This window comes from Brachybacterium vulturis, assembly GCF_002407185.1.
Lineage (GTDB): Bacteria > Actinomycetota > Actinomycetes > Actinomycetales > Dermabacteraceae > Brachybacterium > Brachybacterium vulturis.
The window spans coordinates 1,045,914-1,058,270 of record NZ_CP023563.1; the positions used below are offsets into that span (position 1 = coordinate 1,045,914).

The window sequence follows — 12,357 nt, forward strand, 5'->3', positions numbered from 1 at the left end:
CTGCTGGCGTCGTCGGCGTACACCGCTCAGATCATCACGTGGCCGTCATTGCGGCCGAACCATGAGACGTCTGCCGTCGACAGCAGCTCACGGTCGCTCGCCGACCAGGCATGGCCACCCACGTCGCCATGGCGCATCTGGGTGAAGTTGAATCGGTCCGCGGAGTAGATCCGGCCCTCGGCCTGCCCCACGGACTCCAGGAATGCGGAGTCCTCCCCGCGGTTGCGGTCCTCGAAGGGATGCGAACGGAACACGTCCCGGCCAGCGGTGATGGTCGGCCCCATCACCCGGTCGGTGAAGCGGTGCTCCATCCACGGGAAGCGCAGCAGAGTGGCGTCGGCGCCGGCGAGGTACATGAAGTGAGCATGCTTGCCGACCACGTCCGCGCCCGAGAACTCTCGGGCGCGCAGCAGATCGTGCAGGTAGAACTCGCCGTAGAGGTCGTCGTCGTCCATCTTCGCGCACACCTCGCCGTCGGCCCGGTCGACGGCGGCGTTCAGGCAGGTGCCGAGGCTCCAGCTGCTCGGTGCCTCCAGGACCACGACGTTCTCGACGCCGAGCTCGCGGGCGCGCTCCGCCGTCGCCGTCGGGGATTCGAAGCCGTGGGTGATCAGCAGCAGCTGCCGCTCCACCCCTGCCTGCCGGGCGACCTGATCCACGAGGTGGTCCAGCTGGCCAGGGCGGTTGGTCGCGGCCATGATGCTTACCGCCGGCAGCCCCGCCCCGCCCGCCAGGCCGGAGGAGCCGGCCTTCTCGCCGAGATCGACGGCGTCCAGCACCTGCCGAGCGCGATGGGTAAAGGTGTGCTCGTGCCAGATCCGGCGCTGGGCCAGGTGCACGGTCCGATCCCGCAGCTCCGAGGAGCGGACCAATGCCCGCACCAGGTGCGCCGCATCCTCGCGGGAGGCGGCCTGCGGGACCTCGTCGGCCGTGAAGAACTGCTCGATCGCCGGGGTGGGGGCTGAGACCACGGGCGTGCCCGAGGCGGTGATCTCGAAGATTCGCCTGGCGCACATCGACGGGCTCGTCACCACGGAGTTGACGTTGAGGAACACCTTGTACGCCTTGTAGGCGGTGAGCATCCGGTCGTAGGCCAGCGAACCCACCACGCGATCGGCCAGCTCGCCGGGGAACTGGTAGCGCTCGTCATCGCCGAGGAAGCGGGAGAAGATCTCCAGGCCCGTCTCCATGCGGGCCGAGGCGTCGAGCGCCCCGCCCAGCAGCATGTCCATCTGCTCGCGCCGCTCCGGGAACTTGTGCGCGAAGTACATGCCGGCGAACGCGACGTCCCGTACCTGGTGGCCGTGCTGGGGCCGGATCGGATTGTGCACCGCGGACTGCGCCGCGAACGGCAGCACCGCGACGCGGTCGTGGCCCAGCTCCTCCCGATAGCGGGGCAGCAGCGTGATGTCGGTGGTGAAGACCTGGTCGAACAGCTTCGCGGTGTCCAGGAAGTCCTCGAAGTGCGGGGGATCCTCCTTGTTCCAGAACACGGTGGGGATACCGCTGTCGCGGCAGTGCGCGACCAGCTCTCGCAAAGGCTCGCTCGGCGCTTTGGAGCCGGTCAGCTGGTACTGCCAGGCGTCCTGGTTCCCGTGCCACGCGGACTCCACCAGCAGCAGATCCACCGACTTCTCGGCCAGCTGCTCCCGCCACGCCCCGGGGGTGACAGCGACGGTCTCGAACTCGTAGGACCAGGCGAGCATCGAGAAGTCGTCCAGGATCACCGCGACTCGTAGACCAGGCACGTGAGGCGGGCGATCGGGTTGCTTCGCCGGCGGGAAGGAGAGCTGCCCCTTGCTGTCGAAGGAGCCGATCCCGTTCCCGACGCCGTAGTGCACGGTGCGGCGTCGACGCTGCCAGGTGCGCAGCTGCGCAAGGCCGCCCGTGCGCAGATGCCACAGGCCCGTGCGGAGGGTCTGGAGCGGGGACGACGAGGACTGCGCGGGCATCGGCACCTCCGGAAGCGGGACAGGACCGGGCCATCCTATGAGCCCGCACCTGCTCGTCGAAGACATGCCCTCCGCGTTGCGTTCCCCACCACAATCGCACCGCAGCGCAGTGCGTCAGCGGCACGCTGAGTATTGTGTCCGAAACCGTCCGTCTCGCGGCCCCGCTCAGAGGGCCACAGTCGGGCGAAGCCCAGACCCACTCCGGAGGAGACCCGTGACCGAGCAGCCCGCAGATCCCGCGCCGAAGGTGCGCGCGACCGTCTACGGCAGCTGCGTCGCGCGGGACACGATGGACCTCGCCGGCTCCGCACGCTTCGACGTCGTCGCCTACATCGCCCGGCAGTCCCTGCTCTCCGCGGATCACGACGCCTCCGCGCAGTTCCCCGCCACCGTGGAGATCGACTCCGAGTTCCAGCGCCGCATGATGACCGGCGACTTCGCGGGCAACCTCGAGGAGCGCCTCGCGGAGGCGGCTCCCGAGACCGACGTGCTCCTCTGGGATCTCGCTGATGAGCGCCACGGGGTGCATCTGTTCGAGGACGGCAGCGTCGTCACCCGCAGCATCGACATCGTGCGCACGCCCGAGGTGCTCTCCGTTGTCGAGGAAGCGCGCCACATCCCGTTCGGGACGGACGAGCACTTCGCGCTGTGGGCGCCCCAGGCCCAGCGGCTGCGCGACGTGCTCGAGAAGCTGGGGCTGTTCGCCAAGACCGTGGTGCTGCGGGTGCCGTGGGCGCTGGTGACCACCGAGGGCACGTCGACCCCCTGGAGCATGGGCACCTCCGCCCGGGAGGCGAACGCCGCCTACCACCGCTACTACGAGCTGCTCGGCGAACTCGGCTTCCGCATCCTGGAGCTGCAGCCGCTCGGGGTGCTCGCCGACCCCGACCATCGTTGGGGTCTGGCGGCGTTCCACTACACGCAGGATGTGTACGAGGAGATCGTCGAGCGGGTGCTGGCGGATCTGCCCGGACCCGAGTCGGAGTCGAAGGTCTGACCCACAGCCCCTGAGCGGGCGGCGACGCCGCCAGGGCCCAGGTCACGAGGCAGGGCCGCGCCGCGCCGCCTCCGCGACTTCACCCACCTCTCCGATGTGCCCGGTGAAGATCTCCGAGTGCAGCGTCTCGGTGCTGGTAATCCGTACGTCATGAGACGTGGCCGGACTGGGGGAGCCTCGTCCCGGGAGAGAAGCGAGCTGACCGGCTCTCAACTCTCGTCGTTGTCATCAGCCGCAGACCGGAGGCGGTGACGATCCGTCCCAGATTCGCGCGTACTCCTCGGAGATCAGTGGCCAGATGACCGCCCGTCCCTCATCAAGCGATCTCACACCGTCCGCAATTTCGCCATCCAGGACGAATTCGTGGGGGATGAGCCTGCCGGCGGCATCTTTGCGTTCTTCCGGATCAGGAAAGCGCAGGGCGACCCTACCGCCCACGCGACGGTATACCTGCGGCTCATCTTCGATGCCGGAGAACGCCTCTTCGTAGGCGAACAGCGGATCCGTTGTCCCACCGGAGCGGAGGAACCGGAATCCCCATGACCGTCCCCGGGTCGCCCAGATGAGGCTCATCTCTGGCTCCGCAGGAGTACTTGATCCTCCTCGCCCTTCTCCAGGGCGAGGAGGAAACCGGTCAGAACAGCCGTCATCTTGTGATTCTTGGCCTTGGCTTCAGCGTTCATCTCTTCGAGCTTCTCGCCAGCAAGATCGGCCATCTTGGCCAGCGCGCCACCCGAGATCAGGAAGACAGCGAAGTTCTTCACGACCCCGAACGAACCCGGAAGCTTCAACCTCTTCAATCCGTTGGCGAAGGGCGCGAGGATTGCCAGGGCAGTGAAGATCGACTGCGAATTATTGAGAATCTGCTGGGCGACCTTGACCGGTATCTCCTTCTTCTTCGCCCAGCTCATGTGCCGTTCAAAAGGCAGCATCGCCGCAAGAGGCAGGAGCAGATTGACGCCGATGCGATCAGAGACGTCGATCGTGCCCGGGGTGAACTTCGCGGAGGACAGCACGAGGAAGTCCTCGCCCACGGAGAGTGCCGCATCGGCTTCGACCATCAAGGCGATCGTGCGGCGGAGCTCCGCCATGTGCCCGCCGGCCTTCTCGATGAGAAGCGTGCTGAAATCGTGCGCCGACATGTCGGACAGGAGGTCCGCCTTGGACAGAGCCACCACCCAGATCCTGGGGAATCGGACCAGGGGCTTCCCGTCCTCGAGGAGGTCGTCACGGAGATTCAGCAGGCCCGTGTTGAAGTTAGCGAAGAGCGCTTGCAGGTAGCGCTCCTCCTCGCCTGCATTCTCCAGCAGCTTCTGACCGTCGACCAGTAGAAGGGCGACGTCGGACGTGAGCAAGGAGCGGAACGTGTCTACCCGTCGGCGCCCTTCTTCGGGGCTGCTCGGATCCTGCTCGAACCACTCGCCGGGATAGTCGTGCCAGACGATGCGGAGAGCGTCGAAGGGGACTTTCTCCTTGGCAGCAGCGCCAGCGGACTTCTTCAGCTTCACCGAGAAGGAGTACGGGTCGGCCTTGAATCGGTTGTGCCTCGGGGTCTCGGCGGAACTGCGCATCTTGTAATAGTTCTGCAGCAAGCGGTGACCTTGGCCGATGTCCTCCGCGACCACATTGAATTCGTTGTTCTTGATGAACTCGGGATCCTGTGTAGAGCCGTAGAACGAGGAGAGCAGAACCGTCTTGCCGCTCCCAGACTCGCCAAACACGGCGATGTGCTGCTCCAGCTCGCGTTTATGTGCCATGTGCTCAGCATACGGGCGAGGTCGGACCGTCGGTGTCACGGAAACATCAGCTGCGCACGTATGTCGAATCGAACCGAGCCATCGGGCAGCGGGGAAGCGATCTGCTCAACCGGGGCGGACACACCGGGAATCACCCGACGCTGTGCTCCGCCACCTCCGCATCCTCACCCATCTCCTCGATATACGCCTCGAAGATCTCCGAGCGCAGCGCCTCGGTGCGCACCTTCAGCGTCTTGCGATCCTTGCGGGTCGCGCCGGGGGCCTTCAGCAGCTGGGCCGCGCGCTCACAGGAATCCAGCCGCTTCGCCCAGTCCTGCGCGCGCCGGGTCTCCCCGGCGTCGTCGGCGGAACCTTCGAGGTAGTCCACCTGCTCGCGGAGGATCGCGACGGTCGCGAGCACCCCGTCTGGCCGGTTCGTGGTCGTCGTCTGCAGCCTCGTCGCCTGCTCCTTGACCGTCTCCCATACCTCGGGGTGCGTGGAGATCCAGCGGGCGCCGGCCGCCAACAGAGGCAGCGCCCAGCGCGCGGCGTTCAGTGCGGCGCCGGCTCGTCCTGAGCTCGGCACCAGTGCCTTTCGGGCCATGAGGGGTGCTCCTTCGGGTGGTCGGCGATGAGCGGGGGACGGTGGGTGCCGTGCTGGCACGATATCGGACCCAGGGGGCGGTGCCGCCCGCTCCTGGGTGCCGCTCACCCCACCAGCGGCTCGATCTCCTTCCACAGCGGCTCGGCCATCTGCCGGCTGAAGGTCTCGGTGAGGTGGTGCGTGTCGCGGAACACCACGGTGTTGCCGATGACGAGGGGGCAGGTCTGCGCATTGCAGAAGTACCGGGTGAGGTCCACCCGTGCCGCCTCGTCCCCGGCCTCCTCGATGGCCTGGTCCTCGGCCTCGACGAGGCTCTCCTTGAAGGCCTGCTCGCGCGGCACGGCACAGGCCTGCGCCTCCTCGAGATGCGTCGAGAGGCATTCATCGGGGTTGCGGGCCTGGGTGGGGACGTCCTTCATCACTGCCACCCGGGGGCCGTCGATCTGCTCGAGGGTCGCCGCGAGTCCCTGCTGCCACTGCGTGTGTGTGGGTGTGCCGGGCTCCTCCTGGAGTCGGTCCGGGCTGTCGTACATCGCCAGCAGCACCAGGTCGGGCTGCTCGTCGTCGATGCGTTCCAGCACCCCGTCCCGCCACTGCTCGCAGGAGGTGTACTCCTTCGCGAGGTACTGCTGCTCGGTATCCAGCGGCAGGCAGGAGCTTTTGCTATTGCTGTCCAGGCGGATCCTGCCCTCCTTCGCCAGCGTCTCCAGTGCCGGGAACCAGCTGGCGGCGTGGGAATCCCCGACCAGGAACACCAGCGGCGCCTCGGGGCTGTCCCCCACCCGGCAGCCGGCAGGATCGGAGTCGTAGGTCGAGGTGTGGCAGCCCGTGCCGTAGACGGCCGGGTTGTCCTCGGCCACCGCATCGAGCGAGGGGGCGATATTGGCGGGCACGAAGCTGGTGCCGGCCGGATCGAGGGTCGCCGTGGCCGGGGCCGCGGTGCGGTCGGTGGACAGCGGCTGCTGCGCACTGACGGCGGCCACCGCGCCCGAGCTGACCACCACCGCGAATGAGGCGCCCGCCGCGACCAATCCGGTGAGCCATTGCCGCCGCTGCCGCAGCACGCGCCAGCCGATCACGGGCCGCTCCACGCATCGGTACAGCAGCCATGCCAGCGGCACCGCCACCGCGCCGAGTGCCAGGCGCTGCTCCAGTGGCAGGGGAGCGTCGGAGAAGGTCGCGGCCTGCGGGATCACCTGCAGCGGCCAATGCACCAGGTACAGCGAGTAGGAGATCGCGCCCAGGAACTGCAGCGGGGCCAGCCCCAGCAGACGCGTGGCGTTCAGGGGCCCGGGCGCGGCGCCGCCGATGATCATCGCCGCAGTCGCCAGCACCGGGAGCGCAGCGACCCAGCCCGGGAAGACGGTGGCTCCGTCGAAGGTCAGGGCCACCATCGCCAGCCCGGCCAGTCCCGCCCAGGCGAGCAGGCCCGTGAACCGGCTGTGCAGCCACCGCGCCCCGGAGCGCAGCAGGAATGCGACCAGTCCGCCCGCGCCCAGCTCCCAGGCCCGGGTGGGCAGGGAGAAGAACGCCCACGGCTGGGAGATGTTCATCAGCACCACGCAGGCGAGGAACGAGAGAGCGGTGACCACGGCGATCAGCGCCATCACCCGTTGCTCGCGGCGCCGGCAGAGCCAGAACCCCACCGCCAGCAGCGCCGGCCAGAACAGGTAGAACTGCTCCTCGATGCCGAGGGACCAGTAGTGCTGGTACACCGAGGGCGTGGTCTCGGCGAGGTAGTCGGTGTCCTGGAGGGCGAAGAAGTAGTTCGGCCCGTACAGCGCGGTCGCGATCGCGCCGTCGACGACCTTGCGCATCAGCAGCGGGGACATCCAGATCCAGGCGGCGACCAGGGTGAGCGCGGCGACCAGCAGCGCCGCCGGCAGGATGCGGCGCGCGCGTTTGGCGTAGAAGCTGCTGAAGCTGATCCGCCCGTCCCGCTCGAGGGTCTCCAGCAGGTGGGTGGTGATGAGGAACCCGGAGATCACGAAGAAGACGTCCACGCCCACGTACCCGCCGGAGAGGGCCGCCACGCCGGAGTGGAACAGCACCACGAGCATCACCGCGATCGCCCGCAGCCCCTGGATGTCGGGGCGGAAGCCGGGCTTCGGGGAGGGTCCCGTGCGGGGCGCAGCCACGTCAGGGGCGGTCACGACAGATGCTCCTCGATGCCGGCGACAAGAACAGCATCCAGTATAACGATCAGATAACGCCGCAGGTATATCGCGTGCACGCGCTCGAGACTGCCCGCCATGACGAAGGCCCGCCGGGGATGTCCCCGGCGGGCCTTCGCGTTCCTCGGAACTGCGTCAGAAGTTGGTGTCGAACCGGTGGAGGAAGGCGGCCATCGCGTCGCGCTTGACCGGAGTCAGCGGACGGTAGGTGCCGTCGGACCAGCCGGTGGAGAGCCCCTCGGACTTCATCCAGCACATCTCCTCGGCGAACAGCATGCCGGTGGGCACGTCCTCGAAGCACTGCGCACTGGGGACGGAGAGGTCCGGGGCGCCGGCGAAGCGGTGCATGAACGCGGCCATCGCGTCGCGGTTGATCGGCTCGACCGGACGGAACTGGTGGGTGCCGTCAGGCATCGTCCACCCGGTGGTGATGCCCTCCTGGTAGGCCCAGACGACCTCCTTGTAGTGCTGCTGGCCGGGGTGCATGTCGGTGAACGGGGAGGACTCCGGCAGGTCGACCGCCGGCTCATCCGCCATCCGGTACAGGAACGCGGCCATCGCGTCGCGGTTGACGGGACTCAGCGGGCGGTACTCGGGACCGTCCGGGGTCTGCCAGCCGTAGGAGATCTCGGACTCGGCCATCCACGCCATGTGGTCGAAGTGCTCGACACCGGGCTCGACGTCGATGAACGGCGTGGTGGCGTCGAACCCGTGGGTCCAGGTGGTGGTGCCGGTGAGTTCGTAGCCGGACAGGGCGCGCGCGGTGACGGTGACGGTGCCGGACGCGGCGTGATCGCCAGCCCCGACGACTTCGCCGTTCACCAGGTACTCGACGCCATCCGTCGCCGGGATCGTGACGGTGTCCTCCGCAGATCCACTGCGATCGTCGAAGGCAGGAGCGCCGGCGGTCACAGACTCTGCGGCGAACGTGTGGGTCCACTCCGACTCGCCGTCGAGGATGTAGCCGTCCAGCGCACTGGCCGTGATCTCGACCGTGCCGGTCGCGCTGTAGGTCCCGGCGTCGGCGACCTCGCCGTCCACCAGGTACTGGGCACCTTCGGCCGCCGGGATCGTGTAAGTGCGGGCATCGTCGTCGAAGGTGACCGCGGCTGGCGAGACCGGCGTGCCGTAGACGATGTCGACGACTCCCAGAGTGGCGAAGTAGGCGAACTCCCCTGGGTCGGTGCTGTTTCCGAGCGAATCGGACAGGGGATAGATCGTCACCTCCCAGTCACCGGGAGCGTGCCCTTCGGGGATAGTGATGGTCCGCGCGTAGACGCCGTCGTGCGCATCGCCGGAGACCCGTTCCATCCGGCCGAAACCGACGGACTGACCGGTGTCGACACTGCGCACTCTGACGATGGGACCATCGGACCCGGTCTCGTCGGTAACACGGACCGTGGCGGTGAAGGTCGCCGGCTCGTGCTCGACGAAGTACGTCAGATCATCATCGCCGTCATCGGACGTCACCGAATACTCGGCGATCTGGGGAGCTTGCGTATCGGGTCCATCGGCGTGGGCGGCGACAGCGCCGGTGAGAACGAGCGGTGCCGCCACGGACATGGCCGCGACTCGGCGTAGAGCGGTCTTCACGAATCACCTCAAGGTGTGCGAACTGAAAAGGACCTCCTCAAATTAGACCGAGGTGCTGACGTGCGACGACAAATGCTCGAAAAATCCCACAAGCGAAGTTAAAACGTTATCTCCCATGGTGTGAGACGGGATCCGAGTCCCTGTGTGCGCCCGGCGGCGCCCAGCGGCTCTATCCACCTCCATGGAGAATCGGCCATCTGGGCGCTGGAGGCCGCGAGGATGCCCGAGCGCAGGGCATCGACTCTCGCCTTCAGCGTTTACCTCCTCGGATTAGTGCGGTGATCCGCGATGCACGCTCCTCCGCACGCTTTCTCGAGGGGCCGACTTTGTCGTCGAAGGCCCGGGTGTATCTCCATGCCGGGACGTGCATTGAACCCCATGAACGAAAACGTGGCGTAAATCACGGGTCCGAAAGAATCCCAAAACGTCCGCCACGCACGCAGGATCGCCGCATCGCCCCCGCACAGTGCGGTGCGCGACCGTTGGCGCGCCGAGAGGTCCCAGCGCCGCGCCCCGCACCATCAGGGTGGTTGCGGACGACGCCGGGATCACCGGCCAGGGCTGTCAGTGCCCGTAGCCGCCGGCGTCGCGCTTCTCGTCCTCCTGAGCCTCGATGATCCCGTCGTGCTGGGCGGCCTCGCGCTCAGAGAGCTCCTTGGTGCGCTCATCCACGAGGTCCTGCTGCTCCGAGGTGGAGTCCGGGCTCTTCTCGCCCTGATCCTCGGCATGCGGGTGGGCGTCGTCCTCGGGGTGATCCATCGGCGTGCTGGTCATGATGAGCCTTTCGTCCGGGAACGGGTCAACAGGAACACAGTGCCACCGATCGCTCCCGCAGGCCATGATCCTGACCGATCGCCCGGCCGTCACGGGCGGTGTCATGGTCAGTCCCTGCGGTGGCGGATCACGTCTCCGGGAACAGACCCTCCGGTCCCGGCGAGCTCGCACCGTCGCTCTATACCCTGGTACCAGGTGGACGAGCCGAACAGGGGGAATGGCATGACGACAGCACTCGTGATCGAGGACGACGACGACATCCGTCGACTGCTCGAGGTGGTGCTCACGCAGGCCGGGTACTCCGTTGCCGGGGCCGATACCGGGACCAGCGGGCTCGAGGCGCTCGAGGCGCAGGTGCCCGATCTGCTCCTGGTGGATGTGGGACTGCCGGACCTCGAGGGCTATGAGGTGGTGCGCCGCGCGCGCGATCGGGTGGACGGGCACATCGTCATGCTCAGCGCCCGCTCGCAGGAAGCGGACGTCCAGCTCGGGATCGACGCGGGCGCGGATGAGTACCTCACCAAGCCGTTCCGACCCCGGCAGCTGCGCGAGCGGCTGGCGGAGATCGTGGCGCAGCCCGTCACGCGCGGGGGACGGTGACCATCCGGAGCTCGGTGAGCGCCGGGTCGGCCTGGTGCGGGGTCTGCAGCAGCGAGCGGCGCACCGAGACCTCCTTGCGCAGCATGCCCACCGTCTCCTGACCGATCGCGGTGACCGCAGGCAGCTGTGCACGGCACGCTTCGAGGTCTCCACTGCTCAGTGCCAGTTCGAGATCCGTGGCGGCCTGCTCGAGCCGGGCCGCGCCCACCATCGCCGAGGAGACCCTCACGCTGCCGATCGCGTCGCGGATCGCCGTCCTGTCCTCGGCGGCGATCGCTCGTTCCAGGCGTGCGGAGCGGGTGGGCCACATGAGCGCCCACCCGGCCACGAAATCGATGCCGAGGTCCGAGCGGCCCTCGAGCTCCGCGCTCAGCTCCTCGAGCTGCTCCAGGCGCATCAGCGGCAGCGCCTCCAGCGCCGCGGACAGCGGCACCGGGACCAGGCGGCGCCCGTCGGCGTTGCGGCGGGTCTTCGCCCAGCCGGTGCGCCCGGTCACCGCGCGCCACGTGGCGCGCAGGTAGTACACGTAGGTGAGGTAGACGTACACCAGGTTCACGAGCCCCAGCCCCACTGCGCCGAGCAGGGACACCTCGCCGCCGCTCGCCCTCCGGTACACCAGCCCCCACGCCGCGTACGGCAGCACCAGGAAGAACAGCCCCGCCAGCACGAGCGTGAGCCAGGTCGAGGCGGACCAGAACCCGCTCCGCTCCTGCAGCGCGCCGAGGACCAGCAGCAGCGGGACCAGCACCAGGTTCAGCATCATCACCACCGGCTGCAGCATGAAGTAGTGGATCTCCACCAGCCCGGCGGCGCTGAGGTGACCGCTGCGCCGCAGCCCCGGCAGGGCGGAGGCGCACTCCATGTTGCCCTGCGCCCACCGGGTGCGCTGGGTGATCAGCCGCCGGGTGAAGGGCAGCGCCTCCTGGGACACGTGGGCCTCGCGCACGTAGTGGTTGCGCATGCCCTGTCCGAGGATGTTCAGGCCCAGCTCGTAGTCCTCGCAGAGCTTCTTCCCCCAGGGCCGGCCGTGCTCCGCGGTGAGCGTGTCCAGGACGGACAGGCGGGTGAACTGGCCGTTGCCGCCCATGCCGACGGTGCCGGTGCGCACGCGCAGCACCTGCATGGCCGAGTTCGTGGTGCGGAACTCGAGATCCTGCATGCGCACCAGGAGTCGTCCGATGGCGTTGCGCACCTTGCCCTCCCCGGGACGGGGACGGCGGTCGCCGCGGTTCTTCATCCACACCTCGAGCTGCACGGCACCGATCTGCCGGTCGCCGAAGGACTCCGGGCCGGCGAGCAGCGTCAGCGCGTTGTCGGAGAGGAATCCGTCGGCGTCCAGCACGCCGACGATCGTCCGGTGGCGCTGCTCGGCGTCACCTCCCACGTGATCGGAGACGATCCGGTAGGCGGCGTTGAGCGCATCACCCTTCCCGGTCCGGGCCTCCGGGGCGACGCGGGAGATGAGGTGGACCCGGTCGTCGAAGACCATCAGATCCTGCACCACAGAGGCGGTCGTATCCTCGCTCGCGTCGTCGATCACCCACACGTGCATGCCGGGGAAGGAAGTGCGCGCCGCCGAGACCGTCTCGGCGATCACGCTCTCCTCGTCGCGGCAGGGGACCAGCACATGCCACTGCAGCGCTGCGGGGTCCCCGGCGGAGGTCGGTGGATGACGCAGCGCATGGAGGAACGTCATCAGCAGCAGCGAGACGTAGGTCAGCGCGCAGGCGGCGACCACCGTCAGCAGCAGCACCGCGACATCGCGCCACAGCGCCTCCCCGAAGCCGCCGAACACGCCGCTCACCCCGAAGACGACCACCGCCAGCAGGGCGTAGAGGACGGCGAGGCACACCGTCACCGCAGTTCGCATCAATGGTCTCGCTTCCCCCGGGGTCCTTCCGGCTGATCCTAGCGAGCCGTCCCGCCC

At 68.1% G+C, this 12,357-nt stretch carries 10 protein-coding genes; 2 read left to right on the top strand and 8 right to left on the bottom strand.

Going from position 1 to position 12,357, the window contains the following annotated elements; all coding sequences use genetic code 11:
• Nucleotides 1-26 precede the first annotated feature (26 nt).
• Nucleotides 27-1,952, bottom strand: a complete 1,926-nt coding sequence (locus tag CFK38_RS04680; RefSeq protein WP_096802039.1) for a glycosyltransferase family protein — start codon at nt 1,950-1,952, stop codon at nt 27-29.
• Nucleotides 1,953-2,166: 214 nt separating this feature from the next.
• Here CFK38_RS04680 and CFK38_RS04685 point away from each other — a divergent pair, with 214 nt between their 5' ends.
• On the top strand, nt 2,167-2,949 hold the full coding sequence (locus tag CFK38_RS04685; protein WP_096802040.1) for a DUF6270 domain-containing protein: 783 nt from the start codon (nt 2,167-2,169) through the stop codon (nt 2,947-2,949).
• Nucleotides 2,950-3,177: 228 nt separating this feature from the next.
• Here the strand turns inward: CFK38_RS04685 and CFK38_RS04690 are convergent, their stop codons facing one another.
• The 6 genes from CFK38_RS04690 to CFK38_RS04715 form a co-directional block, all read right to left on the bottom strand.
• Entirely contained in the window at nt 3,178-3,522 is a 345-nt protein-coding gene (locus CFK38_RS04690; RefSeq protein ID WP_096802041.1) for a hypothetical protein, read from the bottom strand.
• On the bottom strand, nt 3,519-4,706 hold the full coding sequence (locus CFK38_RS04695) for a TRAFAC clade GTPase domain-containing protein (protein ID WP_096802042.1): 1,188 nt from the start codon (nt 4,704-4,706) through the stop codon (nt 3,519-3,521). The genes CFK38_RS04690 and CFK38_RS04695 overlap by 4 nt, the downstream gene beginning before the upstream one ends.
• A gap of 130 nt (nt 4,707-4,836) precedes the next feature.
• Nucleotides 4,837-5,289, bottom strand: a complete 453-nt coding sequence (locus CFK38_RS04700) for a hypothetical protein (protein ID WP_096802043.1) — start codon at nt 5,287-5,289, stop codon at nt 4,837-4,839.
• A gap of 104 nt (nt 5,290-5,393) precedes the next feature.
• Entirely contained in the window at nt 5,394-7,442 is a 2,049-nt protein-coding gene (locus CFK38_RS04705) for an acyltransferase family protein (RefSeq protein ID WP_245851222.1), read from the bottom strand.
• Between the two features lie 156 nt (nt 7,443-7,598).
• Nucleotides 7,599-9,056 carry an S-layer homology domain-containing protein gene (locus CFK38_RS04710; RefSeq protein ID WP_157773356.1) on the bottom strand — a complete coding sequence of 486 codons (1,458 nt, stop codon included), beginning with the start codon at nt 9,054-9,056 and terminating at the stop codon, nt 7,599-7,601.
• A gap of 564 nt (nt 9,057-9,620) precedes the next feature.
• Nucleotides 9,621-9,830, bottom strand: a complete 210-nt coding sequence (locus CFK38_RS04715; protein WP_096802046.1) for a hypothetical protein — start codon at nt 9,828-9,830, stop codon at nt 9,621-9,623.
• Nucleotides 9,831-10,052: 222 nt separating this feature from the next.
• Between CFK38_RS04715 and CFK38_RS04720 the strand changes: the two genes are divergently transcribed.
• Entirely contained in the window at nt 10,053-10,430 is a 378-nt protein-coding gene (locus CFK38_RS04720) for a response regulator transcription factor (RefSeq protein ID WP_096802047.1), read from the top strand.
• On the opposite strand, the gene CFK38_RS04725 is transcribed toward CFK38_RS04720, so the two are convergent.
• Complete coding sequence (locus CFK38_RS04725) at nt 10,411-12,300, bottom strand: glycosyltransferase (protein ID WP_096802048.1); 1,890 nt, start codon at nt 12,298-12,300, stop codon at nt 10,411-10,413. The genes CFK38_RS04720 and CFK38_RS04725 overlap by 20 nt on opposite strands.
• Nucleotides 12,301-12,357 lie beyond the last annotated feature (57 nt).